At 77.9% G+C, this 13,902-nt stretch carries 15 protein-coding genes and 1 tRNA gene; 7 read left to right on the forward strand and 9 right to left on the reverse strand.

Features of this window, described 5'->3' with window-relative positions; all coding sequences use genetic code 11:
• Positions 1 to 116: 116 nt before the first annotated feature.
• Both E1289_RS31090 and E1289_RS31095 read right to left on the reverse strand, forming a co-directional pair.
• Entirely contained in the window at positions 117 to 569 is a 453-nt protein-coding gene (locus tag E1289_RS31090; RefSeq protein WP_207929265.1) for a DoxX family protein, read from the reverse strand.
• 145 nt (positions 570 to 714) lie between these two features.
• Complete coding sequence (locus E1289_RS31095) at positions 715 to 1,851, reverse strand: aminotransferase class V-fold PLP-dependent enzyme (RefSeq protein ID WP_131986589.1); 1,137 nt, start codon at positions 1,849 to 1,851, stop codon at positions 715 to 717.
• An 84-nt stretch (positions 1,852 to 1,935) separates the two neighbouring features.
• Here E1289_RS31095 and E1289_RS31100 point away from each other — a divergent pair, with 84 nt between their 5' ends.
• Positions 1,936 to 2,991 (forward strand): LysR family transcriptional regulator, encoded by a 1,056-nt coding sequence (locus tag E1289_RS31100; protein WP_131986591.1) that lies wholly within the window; start codon positions 1,936 to 1,938, stop codon positions 2,989 to 2,991.
• On the opposite strand, the gene E1289_RS31105 is transcribed toward E1289_RS31100, so the two are convergent.
• Complete coding sequence (locus E1289_RS31105) at positions 2,884 to 3,678, reverse strand: IclR family transcriptional regulator (protein ID WP_165970675.1); 795 nt, start codon at positions 3,676 to 3,678, stop codon at positions 2,884 to 2,886. The two genes, E1289_RS31100 and E1289_RS31105, sit on opposite strands and share 108 nt — an antisense overlap.
• Before the next feature lie 72 nt (positions 3,679 to 3,750).
• Between E1289_RS31105 and E1289_RS31110 the strand changes: the two genes are divergently transcribed.
• Positions 3,751 to 5,163, forward strand: coding sequence for a cytochrome P450 (locus E1289_RS31110; protein ID WP_243713267.1), 1,413 nt, complete (start codon positions 3,751 to 3,753; stop codon positions 5,161 to 5,163).
• Here E1289_RS31110 and E1289_RS31115 read toward each other — a convergent pair.
• Positions 5,160 to 6,146: a WYL domain-containing protein gene (locus E1289_RS31115; RefSeq protein WP_131986595.1), complete on the reverse strand. Its 987-nt coding sequence runs from the start codon at positions 6,144 to 6,146 to the stop codon at positions 5,160 to 5,162. The two genes, E1289_RS31110 and E1289_RS31115, sit on opposite strands and share 4 nt — an antisense overlap.
• 152 nt (positions 6,147 to 6,298) lie before the next feature.
• Between E1289_RS31115 and E1289_RS31120 the strand changes: the two genes are divergently transcribed.
• Together E1289_RS31120 and E1289_RS31125 are read left to right on the forward strand one after the other, a co-directional pair.
• Complete coding sequence (locus tag E1289_RS31120) at positions 6,299 to 6,823, forward strand: pyridoxamine 5'-phosphate oxidase family protein (protein WP_131986597.1); 525 nt, start codon at positions 6,299 to 6,301, stop codon at positions 6,821 to 6,823.
• Positions 6,824 to 6,867: 44 nt separating this feature from the next.
• Positions 6,868 to 7,659, forward strand: coding sequence for an SDR family oxidoreductase (locus E1289_RS31125; protein ID WP_131986599.1), 792 nt, complete (start codon positions 6,868 to 6,870; stop codon positions 7,657 to 7,659).
• 7 nt (positions 7,660 to 7,666) lie between these two features.
• On the opposite strand, the gene E1289_RS31130 is transcribed toward E1289_RS31125, so the two are convergent.
• The 4 genes from E1289_RS31130 to E1289_RS31145 form a co-directional block, all read right to left on the reverse strand.
• Entirely contained in the window at positions 7,667 to 8,149 is a 483-nt protein-coding gene (locus tag E1289_RS31130) for a TIGR00725 family protein (RefSeq protein WP_243713268.1), read from the reverse strand.
• 52 nt (positions 8,150 to 8,201) lie between these two features.
• Positions 8,202 to 8,501 (reverse strand): 4a-hydroxytetrahydrobiopterin dehydratase, encoded by a 300-nt coding sequence (locus E1289_RS31135; RefSeq protein WP_131986603.1) that lies wholly within the window; start codon positions 8,499 to 8,501, stop codon positions 8,202 to 8,204.
• A 5-nt stretch (positions 8,502 to 8,506) separates the two neighbouring features.
• Entirely contained in the window at positions 8,507 to 9,718 is a 1,212-nt protein-coding gene (locus E1289_RS31140) for a hypothetical protein (protein WP_131986605.1), read from the reverse strand.
• A gap of 90 nt (positions 9,719 to 9,808) precedes the next feature.
• Positions 9,809 to 10,822, reverse strand: a complete 1,014-nt coding sequence (locus tag E1289_RS31145; RefSeq protein WP_131986607.1) for a hypothetical protein — start codon at positions 10,820 to 10,822, stop codon at positions 9,809 to 9,811.
• Between the two features lie 318 nt (positions 10,823 to 11,140).
• Here E1289_RS31145 and rsgA point away from each other — a divergent pair, with 318 nt between their 5' ends.
• Positions 11,141 to 12,289: a ribosome small subunit-dependent GTPase A gene (gene rsgA, locus E1289_RS31150; protein WP_131986609.1), complete on the forward strand. Its 1,149-nt coding sequence runs from the start codon at positions 11,141 to 11,143 to the stop codon at positions 12,287 to 12,289.
• The gene (locus E1289_RS31155; protein ID WP_165970676.1) at positions 12,247 to 12,804 is read left to right on the forward strand and encodes an N-acetyltransferase; all 558 of its coding nucleotides are present in this window, start codon (positions 12,247 to 12,249) and stop codon (positions 12,802 to 12,804) included. The genes rsgA and E1289_RS31155 overlap by 43 nt, the downstream gene beginning before the upstream one ends.
• A gap of 197 nt (positions 12,805 to 13,001) precedes the next feature.
• On the opposite strand, the gene E1289_RS31160 is transcribed toward E1289_RS31155, so the two are convergent.
• Positions 13,002 to 13,074, reverse strand: a tRNA-Arg gene (locus tag E1289_RS31160).
• A 231-nt stretch (positions 13,075 to 13,305) separates the two neighbouring features.
• On the opposite strand from E1289_RS31160, the gene E1289_RS31165 reads away from it, so the two are divergent.
• Positions 13,306 to 13,881: an alpha/beta hydrolase fold domain-containing protein gene (locus tag E1289_RS31165; protein ID WP_207929266.1), complete on the forward strand. Its 576-nt coding sequence runs from the start codon at positions 13,306 to 13,308 to the stop codon at positions 13,879 to 13,881.
• Positions 13,882 to 13,902: the final 21 nt, after the last annotated feature.

Here is a 13,902-nt window from a genome sequence, read left to right on the forward strand (position 1 = left end):
CTCCCCCGGCCCGCGCCCCACGTGACCCGGCCCTGTGTGACCCGGGCCCGGACGGTCAGGACGCGGGTGTCCCCGGGACCGGCCGGTCCCGGGGACACCCGCGTCACCCGGCGGGGTCAGCGGCGCAGGGCCCCGCGCAGCGAGCCCAGCACCCGGCGGGACTCGGCGCGGCGGTCCCGGGCGACGGCGGCGAACACCACGGCGAACGCGGCGGGCAGCAGCGCCCACGCCGGCTCCAGCACCAGGATCTGGGTGAGGGCGGCGCCTGCCATCAGGCCGATCAGCGCGATCCCGGCGATCCCGGCCAGCCGCGGGATGACCAGCGCGATCGCGCCGGCGGCCTCGACGGTGCCGGTGAGGTAGCGGAACCACTGGCCCCAGCCGATCTGGTCGAAGGTCTCGACCGCGCCGGCCTGCCCGGCGAACTTCGGCAGCGCGGAGGCGAAGAACAGGAACGCCGCCAGGAAGATCTGCAGGCCCCACAGCACCTTGCGCCGCGTGGTCATGCGGGCGGCGGCGCTGTCGCCGGTGGCGGTGGTGGTGGTGGTGGGAGTGTGTGTCGCGGTCATGGCGGTGGTCCTTCCGTGCGGTGCGTCTCATCGGCCTTTCACTGACGCGTCGCACGGCCGCCCCGCGGATCGACATCTCCCCGGATTTTTCTTCGGAGTTTTTTCCGCGGCCGTGTCAGTGCAGGTCAGCGCGTGTCAGTGCAGGTCAGCGCGGGTCGGCGCGGCCGGTGCCGATGATCGGGGCGAGGAGCCCGGCCGCCTTGTCCACGTCGGCCTCGGTCGTGGTGAGGTGGAACGCGCAGCGCAGCCGTCCAGCCCGCACCGAGGCGACCACCCCGCCGGCGCGCAGCGTCTCGGCGGTGCCGGCGGGGACGGGCACCGGCACGATCGCCGAGTCGCCGGGCGGCAGGCCCAGCGCGGCCCGGAAGCGGCGCGCCAGGGCGGTGTTGTGGTCGTGGATCGCGGGGACGCCGACGCGTCCGAGCAGTTCCAGGGCGGGGGCGTGCCCGGCCCAGCACTGCCACGCCGGCGACAGGTCCAGGCGGCGCGCGTCCGGTGCCAGGCGCAGCGGCAGCCCGTAGACCGAGTCCCAGATGTCGGCGCCGGCGTACCAGCCGGCGCCGATCGGGGGCAGCGCGTCCAGGGCTTCGGGGGTGCCGGTGAGGAAGCAGGTGCCGCGCGGGCCGAGCAGCCACTTGTAGCCGCCGCACACCAGCCAGTCGACCTGGCGGGCGGGCAGCGGCAGCCATCCGGCGGCCTGGGTGGCGTCCAGCAGGATCCGGGCGCCGTGCGCGCGGGCTGCGGCGATCAGCGCGTCCATGGGGGCGATGCGCCCGTCGCCGGACTGCACCGCCGACACCGCGACCAGGTCGACGCCGCCGGTCCCCAGGGCGTCGGGGATCTCCTCCAGCGGGACCGACCGGACGGTGAGGCCGGGCCGCGCGGCGAACGGCCACAGCAGCGAGGTGAAGTCGCCCTCGGCGGTCAGGACGGTCGCTCCCGCGGGCAGCGACGCCGCGACCAGGCCCGTGAAGTACGACACCTGCGGCCCGCACGCGACGTGCTCGGCCGCGACGCCGAGCAGCCGCGCGAACGCCGCGCGGGAGCGGGTCACCGCCTCGTCCATCGCTCTGGCGGTCAGCAGCCCGGCGGCGCGGTCCCGCTCGGCGGCGAGCATCGCCTCGTGCGCCGCGCGGGGCGGCAGGCCGTAGGAGGCGGTGTCGAGGTAGGCGACGCCCGCGCCGAACTCGCGGCGCGCGTCGTCGATGGAGAGGGCACCGCTCGAAGGCGTGCCGTCCGAAGGTGTGCCGTTCGAGGGGATGGTGCTGGTGGGAACGCTCATGCACCGATCGTCGGGCACGCACCGCCCATAGGACAAAGTACGGTTTTCTGGGCGTCCCATCAGTGTGGTTGATACCTTGCGGGGATGCTGGACCTGCACCGCGGCCGGATCCTGCGGGAGGTGGCGCGGCTCGGCTCGATGACCGCGGCCGCCCGGTCCCTGGCCTACACCCAGCCCGCCGTGTCGCACCACATCGCGCGGCTGGAGGCCGAGGCCGGCACGCCGCTGGTGGTCCGGCACGGCCGCGGCGTGCGGCTGACCGAGGCCGGGCGGATCCTGGTCGAGCACGTCGAGGACGTCCTGGCGCGGATGGCCGACGCCGAGGAGCGGATCGCCGCGGTCGCGGGGCTGCGGGCCGGGCGGGTGCGGGTCGCGGTGTTCCCGACCGCCGCCGGGGGGCTGCTGCCCGACGCGCTGGCGCGGCTGCGGGCCCGCGCGCCGGGGGTGTCGGTGCGGCTGGTGGACGCCGAGCCGGGCGAGGCGCTGGCGGCGCTGCGCGCCGGGGAGACCGACGTGGCGGTGGTGTTCCGCTACCCCTACATGCCGCCCGACACCGGGTCGCGGTTCCGCGAGATCGTGCTGGGCGAGGACCCGATCCGGCTGCTGGTCCCGGCCGGGCATCCGCTGGCGGCGGCGCCGCGGCCGCGGCTCGCCGACCTGGCGGGCGAGACGTGGGCGTCGGGCTGCGCCCGGTGCCGCGCCCATCTTCGGTGGGCGTGCGAGCGGGCGGGGTTCACCCCCGACATCGCGTTCGCCACCGAGGACCATGTGGCGATCCAGCGGCTGGTCGCCCGCGGCCTGGCCGTCACGACGCTGCCGGAGCTGGCGCTGGGCCTGCACACCGAGCCGGGTGTGGCGTGTCCCACCCTTCCCCTGGCGGGGCGGCGCCGTATCGCCGCGCTGGTCCCGGCGGGGCCGCGGCCGCCCGCGGTGGCGGCGCTGCTGGAGGAGCTGGCCGCCGTCGCCGCGGCCCGGCTCCCCGCGCTCCGGCCCGACGGGGATGAGTCGGCCGGGGCCGGGCCTGGCGGGGGGCTAGGACAGGTGGCGGTGCAGGTCGGTGAGGCGCCCGGCGGCGGCCACGACGGCCTCGGCCAGGACGGGCAGCCGGTCGTCGCCGAACCGGACCGTGGGGCCCTGTAGCGCGACGGCGGCGAAGACGCGCCCGCCGCCGTCGCGGACGGGCGCGGCGACCGCGCGGACGCCCGCCAGCCGCTCCTCGTCGTTGACCGCGTGGCCCCGGTCGCGGATGCGGGCCAGGTCGGCGTCCAGGGCCGCGCGGGAGGTGAGGGTGGCGGGGGTGTAGCGGCGGTAGGGCTCGCCGCCCCCGACGGGGTCGCCGCCGAACGCCAGCAGGGCCTTGCCCATCGCGCACGCGTGGACCGGGTTGCGGTCGCCGGGCGGCTGCTCGTACCGCAGCGGGTGGCCGGAGGGCAGGTGCAGCAGGACGGCGACCTCGTCGCCGGTGCGGACGCCGAGGCTGACGGCCTCGCCGGTCCCGTCGCGCAGGGCGGTCAGCTCCGGCTGCAGCAGGGTGGCGCCCATCCGCTCCAGCGCCAGCCGCCCGAGGATCGCGGTGGTGGGGCCGAGGAAGTACCGCTCGGTCGCCGGGTCCTGCCCCAGCATCCCGGTGGCGTGCAGGGCGTGGACGATGCGGTGCGCCGTGCTGACCGACAGCCCGACCCGGTGCGCGATCTCGGTGGGGGTCTGCCGGGCGGTGTCCTCGAACGAGCGCAGCACCGCGACCGAACGGTCCACCGTCCGCGTGCCGGGCTTGGGGTGCCCTTCGGGCCGCGCGCTCATCGGCCCGGCGGCGTCGATGTCGTTCACTCCCCCATACTCCCACCGCCGCATCCGCCGCGGCGCGGCGGGCGGCCCGCAAAGGCGTGCCATAGTGGGCGCGTGACTCCCCGAACCCCGGCAGGCAGGGCACGCGCGGCGGGCCGGCCGCGCACCGGACGCGCGCGCACCGGACGGGCGCGGGGGGCGGCCCGCCCGCCGCTGGCGCTGACGGTCCGGCACGGCATCGCGTTCACCGCCGACCCGTGCGCGAGCCTGCTGCGGCTGCACGCCGAGGCGGGCCCGGTCGCGGCGGTCGGGCCGCGCCGCAAGCCGCTGGTGCACCTGTTCGGCCCGGACGCCAACGCGTTCGTGTTCGCCAACTCCGGCCTGTTCCGCTGGCGGGAGGCGTTCGACCTGCTGGTGCCGGTGAACGGGGAGACCGCGCTGATCGTCAGCGACGGCGCCGACCACCGGCGGCGCCGCCGCCTGGTGCAGCCGGCGTTCCACCACCGCCGCGTCGGCGCCTACGTGGAGCGGATGGCCGCCAACACCGACGCCGCCCTGCGGACCTGGCAGCCCGGCCGGACACTGGACGCCTACGCCGAACTGCGGTCGGTGATCCGCCGCAGCACCGTCGAGGTGCTGTTCGGCGACCGCCTCGCCGCCGACGCCGAGGTGATCGGGCGGCGGTTGCAGGTCGCGCTGGCCGCGATCGACCGCAACTTCGTGCTGCAGATGATGCTGCGGCAGATCCCCAACCCCTACATGCGGCGCGTCGCCGCGGCCCGCGCGCAGGTGGCCCGCCGCGTGGACGAGGAGGTCGCGCGCCGCCTGCGCGAGGACACCGCGCCGGAGGGGGCGGCACACGACGATGTGCTGGCGATGCTGATGGCCGCGCGCGACGAGGACGGCGCCGGCCTGACCCGCCAGGAGCTGCAGGACCAGGTCATCAGCCTCATCTCCGCCGGGTACGACACCACCAGCGCCGCCATGGCGTGGGCGGTGTACGTGCTGGCGACCCACCCGGAGGTCGAGGAGCGGGCGCGGCGGGAGGTCGCCGAGGTGGTCGGCGACCGGCTCCCGGAGGCCGGTGACCTGCCCGCGCTGACGTTCCTGGACGGGGTGGTGAACGAGACGCTGCGGCTGTTCCCGCCCGCGGTGCTCAGCGCCAGGGTGCCGGTGGAGGACTTCGAGTACGGCGGGCACCGGATCCCGGCGGGTGCGATGGTGCTGTACTCCCCCTACGTCACGCACCGGATGCCGGAGGTGTGGCCGCTGGCGGGGCGGTTCCGTCCCGAGCGGTGGGACCCGTCCTCGGACCTGCACCGCCCGGCCACGCCCGCCACGTACCTGCCGTTCGGTGGCGGCCCGCACCGCTGCATCGGCTCGACGCTGGCGACGGTGGAGATCAAGACGATGCTGGCGTGCCTGCTGCGCCGCACCCGGCTGCGGCTGGTGTCGCGCGCGGTCACGCCGACCAGCGTGACGGCGATGCGTCCCCGCGGCGGCCTGCCCGTGCGGATCGTCGGCTAGCCGGGCCGGGGCTCGGTGCGGGTGGTGGCGCGGGTGAGGCGGGCGGCCATCGCGGTGAGCCGGTCGGCCAGCTCGGGCGGCCCCTCTACCTCGAAGTCCAGGTCGAGGTAGGCGATGCGCAGCGCCGTCCATTCCAGGGAGTCGGCGGTGGTGCGCAGCACGCAGGTGTGTTCGTCGACGGCCTCGACCTCCGTTTCGCTCACCCGGAACCGGTCGGCCAGCTCGGCGGCGGGGGCGTGCACCCGCAGCACCGCCCGGACCTGCGGTGACCGCGCCCGTGAGCGGGCCACGAACGCGGCGGGGTCCGCGGCGGGCAGCTCGCGCGGCGGGACCCGCACGCCGGTCGGGTGCGGGTCGGTGAGGCGGTCGACGCGGAAGGTGCGCCAGCCGCCGCGGCCGGTGTCGAAGGCGACCAGGTACCAGCGCCGCCCGGCCGGCACCAGCCCGTACGGCTCGGCCACGCGGGCGGACTCGGCGCCGTCCGCGCCGCGGTAGGTGAAGCGGAGCCGTTCGCGGTCGCGGCACGCGGCGGCCAGGACGGTGAGGGTCCGCGGGTCGGCCCGCGGCCCGGCGGGCGGCCCGGCGAGCGGCCCGTCCAGGGGCGTGGTGGCGGTGTGCAGGGCGGTCACGCGGCGCCGCAGCCGCGCGGGCAGCACCTGTTCGAGCTTGGCCAGCGCCCGCACCGACGCCTCCCCGATGCCCTCGACCGCTCCGCCGGCGGCGGAGCGCAGCCCGACGGCGATCGCGACGGCCTCCTCGTCGTCGAGCAGCAGCGGCGGCATCGCAGCGCCCGCCGCCAGGCCGTAGCCGCCGGCGGCGCCGGGGGTGGCGTGCACGGGGTAGCCGAGGTCGCGCAGCCGCCCGATGTCGCGGCGGACGGTGCGGGCGCTGACCCCGAGCCGTCTGCACAGCTCCGGGCCGCTCCATTCGCGGCGTGCCTGCAGCAGCGACAGCAGCCGCAGGAGGCGTTCGGACGGCGGCATGCCCCCAGTATGCGCGCGAACGCGGCCAGATCCTGACCTCGTTCCCGCGGCGGCGCCGGATCGAACCCAAAGTGGTCCGGGGCGCGATGATTTCACGGGCGCGGACGGGGTCTGCATCCGTGGAAGCTCTGTTCCGTGAGGAGGGGACGACGATGACCGACCGTGAACCCGCGCAGACCCGCAACCTCGACATCTACGGCAGCGGTGTCCTGACCTGGGACACCGCGCGGGAGGCGCTGAAGGAGGCGTTGCCGAAGCCGCAGACCCCGGTGTTCCTGGGGACCGTGCGGCCCGACGGCCGCCCGCACGCGGCGGGGGTGGGCGCGCTGTGGCACGAGGGCGACCTGTACTTCACCAGCGGGCCCGGCACCCGCAAGTCCCGCGATCTGGCGGCGAACCCGGCGTGCACCCTGTCGGTGCGGGTGCCGGGCGCGGACCTGGTGCTGGAGGGCGAGGCGGTGCGCGTCACCGATCCCGCGGTGCTGGAGCCGGTCGCGGCCGGCTTCCGGGCGGGCGGCTGGCCCGCGCGGGTGGACGGCGACGCGCTCACCGCCCCCTACAGCGCGCAGAGCGCGGGCCCGCCGCCGTGGCACCTGTACCGCTTCACGTTCCGCACCGCGGCGGGGGTGGCCACCGTCGAGCCGTTCGGCGCGTCGCGGTGGCGCTTCGACACCTGACCGGGCGGCCGGCCGGGGCGGGGCGGCTCGTAGACTCTGCGGTCATGAGTGACCGGCCGTCCCCCTCGCCCTACCTGTCGGAGCTGTTCTCGCTGGAGGGGCGGGTGGCGGTGGTGACGGGCGGCAGCTCGGGGATCGGGCGGGCGATCGCCGTCGCGCTGGGCCGGGCGGGCGCGTCGGTGGTGGTCGTCGCGCGGCGTGCGGCGGAGCTGGCCGCGGTGGTGCGGGAGCTGGAGGGCCACGGGTGCCGCGCGGCGGCCGTCCGCGCCGACCTGGGCACCCGCGAGGGGGTGGCCGGGGCGGCGGAGGAGGCGGCGGCCGCGTTCGGGGAGCCGGACATCCTGGTGAACTCGGCCGCGGTGAACCTGCGGCCCGCGATGGGCGAGCTCGGCGACGAGGTGTGGGACACCACGATGGCGGTGAACCTGGACGCGCCGTTCCTGCTCGGGCGGCGGTTCGGGCCGGGGATGGCCGAGCGGGGCTTCGGGCGGCTGATCCACATCGCCTCGCAGCAGGCGTTCCGGGCGTCGCTGACCAGCGGAGCCTACGGGGTGTCCAAGGCGGGCCTGGTGGCGCTGGCGCGGTCGCAGGCCGAGGCGTGGTCGCCGCGGGGCGTCACCGCCAACACCCTGGTGCCGGGGTTCGTGCTGACGCCGCTGAACGCCCGCGTCTCGGCGGACCCCGAGCGGGTGCGGGCGCTGGCCGCCCGCACGCTGACCGGCCGCAACGGCCTGCCGGAGGACTTCGCGGGCGCGGCGGTATTCCTCGCCTCCCCGGCGGCCGGCTACGTCACCGGCCAGTCGATCTTCGTGGACGGCGGGTTCTCGGCGCACTGACGCGCCGTCAGGGGCCGGTGGGGGGCGGCGGCCCGAACAGGCCGGTGGCCGCGACGGCCTCGGCGGCGCCGGCGGCGTGCACGATGCCGCGGGCGGGCCGGCCGCTCTGGTCGTGGACGCGCCATCCGCCGATCTGCACGACCGGGACCGCGGCGCGCCGCATCGCCAGGGCCAGTTCCGACAGCGTCCCCCAGGATCCGCCGATGACGATCACGGCGTCGGCGGCGTTGACGATCACGTTGTTGCGGGCCTGCCCGAGGCCGGTGGGCAGCGCGACGGTGAGGTCGGGTCCGGCGCCGGTGCGGTCCGGGCCGGGCAGGACGCCGACGACGATGCCGCCGGCGGCGCGGGCGCCCGCCGCGGCGGCGGCCATGACCCCGCCGTGCCCGCCGCAGATGACCACGGCGCCGTGCCGGGCGAGCAGCCGCCCGGTCTCGCGGGCGTGGCCGCGTTCGCGTTCGGTGCACTCGCCGGGCCCGCACACCGCCACCTGAACCGGCCCCTGGGCGGGTCGCGGGGCCGGGCTCCGGCCGGGCACGGGGCTATTCGGCGCCGTGGCGGGCGGCGATCCGGTCGATCGCGGCGGCGAGGTCGAAGTCCTTGCCGGTCAGGCCGCCGGCGCTGTGGGTGGTCAGGGTGAACGTCAGGGTGCGCCAGCGAATGTCGATGTCGGGGTGGTGGTCGGCGTCCTCGGCGGCGCGGGCGACGTCGCCGACCAGGTCGATGCCGGCCAGGAAGGTGGGCGCCTTCAGCCGCCTGCGGATGTGGTCGCCGTCGCGGTTCCAGGCCGGCAGGTCGCGCAGCCGGCCGGCGACGGCGGTGTCGTCGAGGGTGTCGGCCATCGGGATCACTTCCTGTTCGTCGGCGTGTCCGCCGGTCGGGACGGCCCTTCCCCTCCGAGTACATCACGGTCCGCGGCGGGGGTGTCCTCGGTGGTGACCTGCGCCCACACGTCGGTCGTGCGGGTCCGCCCGGCGGGGGTCTCCTCGACGGTCTCCTCGACGATGACGGCCGCCCCCGTGACCGTACCGGTGGTCGTGCCGGGGGTCGGGGACGGGCGGGTGGCGGTGATCCAGGTGGTCCTGGCGACGTCGACGACGATGTCGCGGGCGACGTCGGCGACGATGCCGCGCAGGGCGTCCTGCATGGCGAGTCTGAGCGCGTCGCGGAGCAGTTCGCGCAGCACCGCCTCGATCGCGGCGGTGGCGGTCCGGGACGCGGCGCGCAGGGCCAGGTCGCGGGCGGTGCGGGCGACGGCGCTGCCGGTGACGGCGGCGACCAGGTCCGCGGCGCCGCGGACGGCGGGGTCGGCCGCGGCGCGGGCCGCCAGGTCGGCGGCGGCGCCGGTGAGGGGGGCGAGCTCGGGCGCCGCGGCGGCGTCGCGGGCACGGTCGCGGACGGTCCCGGCCAGGTCGCGGGCGGCCTGCTCGGCGGTCTCGCGGACGACGCGGGCGACGACGTCGCGGCCGGCGGTCATGGCGGCCTCGGCCGCGGCGTCGGCGACGGTGTCGACCGCGGCGTCCACGACGGTCCTGGTGGCCGCCTGCACGACGGGGGCGGCGGCGGTGCGGGCGGCGACGTCCAGGGCGGCGTCGGTCGCGGCGCGGGCGAGGGGACCGGCGGCGAAGCGGCGCGCGGCGGCCGCCATGGGATGCCGCGCGGTCTGCTGGGCGGCCTGCTCGGCGAGGGTCAGCGCGGTGGCGGCGGCCTGGTACGCGCCCGCGGTGGCGGGGTTGGCCTCGGCGGCGGCGCGGGCCTCGGTGACGGCGCGTTCGGCGGCGGCGGAGGCGGCCTTCACCGCGGCGTCGCGGGCGGCCTGCTCGACGGCCTTCATCGCGGGCGTGCCGGCGAGCTGGTCCAGGATGCGGGCCGCGGCGACCGCGGCGGCCCGGCGGGCGGCGGCGACGACGGGTTCCCCGGCGGTGGCGGCGCTCCGCGCGGCGGTCGCGGCCGCCGGGGCGAGCCCGTCCCAGATCTCCTCCAGCCGCCGCGCGGCGGCCTGGTCCGCGCCGCCGTCCGCGCCGCCGTTCCGGTTCTCCTGCAGGTCCCTGTCGTCCACAGCCACGCCCCTCAGCACGATCCGCCCCCCAAATCACCATAACTTCCGAACGGCGCCGCCGGTTCCGGCCGGGACGCGGGGCCGGCCGGGTCAGCGGCCGCAGGCGGGGCAGGGGACGCGGGTGCGGCGGGCGTAGGCGCGGGCGGCCACGGCCATCCCCGCACCCCACAGCACGTACGCGGGGACGGCGACCCAGAAGAACACCTCGGGCAGGTCCAGGCCCCCTTCGGGCGGGAACGGGTTGCGGCCGTGGAGCCGCTCCCAGCACATCAGCAGCAGCATCAGCCCGAAGTACACCGTCAGGCCGGCGGAGATCGCGGTGGCCGGCCACAGCACCACCCGGCGCGGGACGCGGCGCCCGCCCAGCCCGGGCACCAGGCGCGGCCACGTCCGCCCGAAGGGGTGCACGAGCGCCAGCGGCAGCAGGGTCCCGCCGAGCAGGAACCCGGCCTCGAACACCAGCGCCGAGAGACCGCCCGACAGGGGCGACTCCCCGAACCCGACGGCGGCCTGCGCCGCGACCCGCGCGGCGCAGCCGGCGACGGCGAGGTAGGCGGCCCGGTACGCCCACGCCGGGGTGCGGGCGAGCGGGCCCGCCGCGGCCGCCCCGCACCCGCACCCGACGCGGGTGCGGCGCCGGTGCGCCAGGGCCGCGAGGCCGGTCAGGATCGCGGCGGTCACGCACGCGGCGCGGCTGAGCGCGCCCAGCGGGCGGAAGGCGACGCCGAGGCCGGGCAGGACCGCGCCGATCACGTCGAGGAGGAGCAGCGCGCCCGCGGCGGCCAGGCACGCCGCGGCCGCCCACGCGGCGGCCCGCAGGACCCGCCCGGGGCGGTGCCGCGCGGCCGGGTGCGTGAGCGCGACCAGGACGGCCGCGGCGGCGCCGCACAGCGCGACGCTACCCCAGCCGGTGAACACGACCAGGTCGGGCCCGGCGGGCGACAGGTCCTCCGGCTGGTTCCCGGCCGCCCAGTAGGCGCGCAGGACGCCGTAGGCGAGCACCCAGGCCGGCGCCGCCCACGGCACGATGCGGTCGAGGGCCCGCCTGCGGCGCGCGTTCCCGGGCGTGGCCGCGGGGGCGGGGCCGGTGAGCTGGATGGTCATGACCCGATCCTGCGGCCGGGGACGCGGCGGCGCCTCCCCGCGGCGGCCGATCCCCCTCCCCCGCGCGGGGGAGCACCCGGCCGCGGCAGGTGCGGCCGGGGCGGGCGGCGGATAAATGGCTGGCGTGGGCGCGGGGGCGGCGAGTACAGTCGCGGGCGGAACCGGAAAGGGAGGTGGGGACGCATGGCCGTCGTTGCGGTTGCCGCCGTCCGCGGCACTCGGCCCGTCCTGTTCTCCCGGGCCGCCGGCTGACCCGTCCCGCCTCACCGGCCGGGCGCGTGCACGCCGGGGCCCGCTTCACGCAAGGGTTCCAAGACATTGCCTTCCGCATCCGCGGGGTCGTCGCCCCTGGCCGCCTACGGCTGGGACGACGCCCTCGACAACGCGTTCCTCCCTCATCGCGCGGCGGGGCTGATCCCCGCGCGCGTGGCCGCGGTCGACCGCGGCCTGTGCGACGTGGTCACCGGGCAGGGCCCGCTGCGGGCCGTGACCGGCCCGGTCTCCGCACCGCCCGCCGACCCGCCCGCCGCCCCACCGATCGACCCCTCCGTCAGTCCTTCCGATGCGCTCGCCGGCCCGCCGCAGGCGCCGTGCACGGGCGACTGGGCGGCGCTGCGACCCGGCGGCCCCGGCGGGCGGCCGGTGGTGGCGGCGCTGCTGCCGCGCCGCACCGCGATCGTGCGGTCGTCGGCGTCGCGGGACTCGCGCGGCCAGGTGCTGGCCGCCAACGTCGACACCGTCGCCGTCACCGTCGCCCTGGACGCCCGCCTGGATCTCGGCCGCGTCGAGCGGCTGCTGGCGCTGGCGTTCGAGAGCGGCGCGCGGCCGGTGGTCGTGCTGACCAAGGCCGACCGCGTGCCCGGCACCGCCGATGCCGAGGCGCGGGCGGCCGCCGCCGCGCCGGGCGTGGACGTAATCGCGTGCAGCGCCGCGTCCGGGGACGGCGTCGACGCCGTCCGCGCCGTCCTGCACGGAACCGTGGCCCTGGTCGGGCCGTCGGGATCGGGCAAGTCCACCCTCGGCAACGCGCTGCTCGGGCGGGACGCGCTGGCCACCGGCGCGGTCCGCGCCCGCGACGGCAAGGGCCGCCACACCACCGTCCGGCGCGAACTGCTGCCGCTGCCCGGCGGCGGCGTCCTGATCGACACGCCGGGCCTGCGCGGCGTGGGCCTGTTCGAGGCGTCCGAGGGCCTGGACCGCACCTTCGCCGACATCACCGACCTGGCCGCAGGCTGCCGGTTCGGTGACTGCGCCCACCGCACCGAGCCGGGCTGCGCGGTCCTGGCCGCCGTCGAGGACGGGACGCTGCCGCGGCGGCGCCTGGACAGCTACCGCAAGCTGCAGCGCGAGAACGACTGGATCGCCTCCCGCGCCGACGCGCGCCTGGACGCCGAGCGCCGCGCCCGGTTCAAGGAGATCTCCCGGTGGCAGCGGCGGATGTACCGGGAACGGGGGCGGGGCCGGTGACCTGGACGACGAGACCGGAGGCCCCCGGGGACGCCGCGGCGGTCCGCGCCGTGGTCGCGGCGGCGTTCCCGGCCGAGGACGAGGCCCGCCTGGTCGACGCGCTGCGCCGGGACGCGGCCTGGGTGCCGGGCCTGGCGACGGTCGCCGAAACGCCGGGCGGCCTGGTCGCCGGGTACGCGCTGCTCACCCGGTGCCGCGTCGGTGGCGCCGGTGCGCTGGCGCTGGCGCCGGTGGCCGTCCTGCCCGCCTGCCAGCGGCGGGGCGCGGGCAGCGCCGCGGTCCGCGCGGCGCTGGCCGCGGCGGCCGCGCGTGCCGCCCGCGGGCGCGGCGAGCGGCTGGTGGTGGTGCTCGGGCACCCCGGCTACTACCCGCGGTTCGGGTTCGCACCGGCCTCGTCGCTGGGCGTCTCCGCGCCGTTCGAGGTGCCGGACGAGTCGCTGATGGCGCTGGTGCTGGACGGGCCGGGCCCCGTCCCGTCCGGCACGATCACCTACCCGGCCCCGTTCGGCGTCTGACCCCACGGTGACGGTTCCCGTCGGCCGGGGCGCAACCCGCGCCCCGGCCGACGGGAAAGCCACCTCTGGGAATGGCGTACGCAACCAGGAGGCCCAGGGAGAGCGCCAGAAGGTCCGGTGAACGGCTACGTCCAGCACGTCGTGCGCGGCGAGATCGCGGCGGCGGCCCAGGGCGGCGGGAAGGGTCGGGGCCGGGGCCTCCCCGGCAGGAATCGAACCTGCGGCTCCCGGCTTCGGAGGCCGGTGCTCTGTCCGCTGAGCTACGGGGAGCGGGGCTCCGCCCCCAGGGTGACGCGGAGGCGGAGCCGAAGACGCCGGCGGGAGTCGAACCCGCCCGCGGCGGCCGCGCGGGCCGCCGCCCGGCTCCGGCGCCATGACCGGTGCGGTGCCTGCCTGATCCAGACTGCCCGGACCGCGCGGCCGGCGGCAACGGGTTTTCCGCCGGACGGGCGGCTCCCCGACCCGGCGAGAGACCCGTAGGCTCGGCCCCGGGAGGATTCCATGGGCCGCGATCCGGAGTACCTGGCGTTCATGCGCCGCCGCCTCGCCGAACCCGCGGCGCCCGGCCGCGGCGTCCAGGACGCGCGCCGCGAACTCGCCGCCGACCTGGCCCGGTCCCCGCGCCCACCGGTCGGCACCGTCAAGGACCTGGTCCTGGACGGCCCCGCCGGTCCGCTGCCCGCCCGGCTGTACCGGCCCTCCTCCGGCGGCCCGGCGCCGGCGCTGGTGTTCTTCCACGGCGGCGGCTGGGTCCTCGGCGACGTCGAGTCCTACGACCCGGTCGTGCGGGCGCTCACGCTGGCCAGCGGCGCCGCGTGGGTGTCGGTCGACTACCGCCGCCCGCCCGAGGACCCCTACCCGGCCGCGGTCGACGACGCCGTGCACGCCGTCCGCTGGGTCGCCGGCCACGCCGCCGGCCTCGGCCTGGACCCCGCCCGGATCGGTGTCGCCGGCGACAGCGCCGGCGGGCAGATCGCCGCCGCCGCGGCCGGGCGGCTGCGCGCCCCCGGGCCCGCACGTCCCGCCCTGCAGGTGCTGCTGTACCCGGCGCTGGACCTGTCTCTTATACACAGCTGACGCTGCCGACGAACTTACGCG

Source organism: Actinomadura sp. 6K520, from assembly GCF_004349245.1.
Lineage (GTDB): Bacteria > Actinomycetota > Actinomycetes > Streptosporangiales > Streptosporangiaceae > Spirillospora.

Excerpts from the sequence above, each read along its gene's own strand:
- E1289_RS31090 (WP_207929265.1), bottom strand. The coding sequence starts at position 569 with ATGACCGCGACACACACTCCCACCACCACCACCACCGCCACCGGCGAC.
- E1289_RS31095 (WP_131986589.1), bottom strand. The coding sequence starts at position 1,851 with ATGAGCGTTCCCACCAGCACCATCCCCTCGAACGGCACACCTTCGGAC.
- E1289_RS31100 (WP_131986591.1), top strand. The coding sequence starts at position 1,936 with ATGCTGGACCTGCACCGCGGCCGGATCCTGCGGGAGGTGGCGCGGCTC.
- E1289_RS31115 (WP_131986595.1), bottom strand. The coding sequence starts at position 6,146 with ATGCCGCCGTCCGAACGCCTCCTGCGGCTGCTGTCGCTGCTGCAGGCA.
- E1289_RS31120 (WP_131986597.1), top strand. The coding sequence starts at position 6,299 with ATGACCGACCGTGAACCCGCGCAGACCCGCAACCTCGACATCTACGGC.
- E1289_RS31125 (WP_131986599.1), top strand. The coding sequence starts at position 6,868 with ATGAGTGACCGGCCGTCCCCCTCGCCCTACCTGTCGGAGCTGTTCTCG.
- E1289_RS31135 (WP_131986603.1), bottom strand. The coding sequence starts at position 8,501 with ATGGCCGACACCCTCGACGACACCGCCGTCGCCGGCCGGCTGCGCGAC.
- E1289_RS31145 (WP_131986607.1), bottom strand. The coding sequence starts at position 10,822 with ATGACCATCCAGCTCACCGGCCCCGCCCCCGCGGCCACGCCCGGGAAC.
- E1289_RS31165 (WP_207929266.1), top strand. The coding sequence starts at position 13,306 with ATGGGCCGCGATCCGGAGTACCTGGCGTTCATGCGCCGCCGCCTCGCC.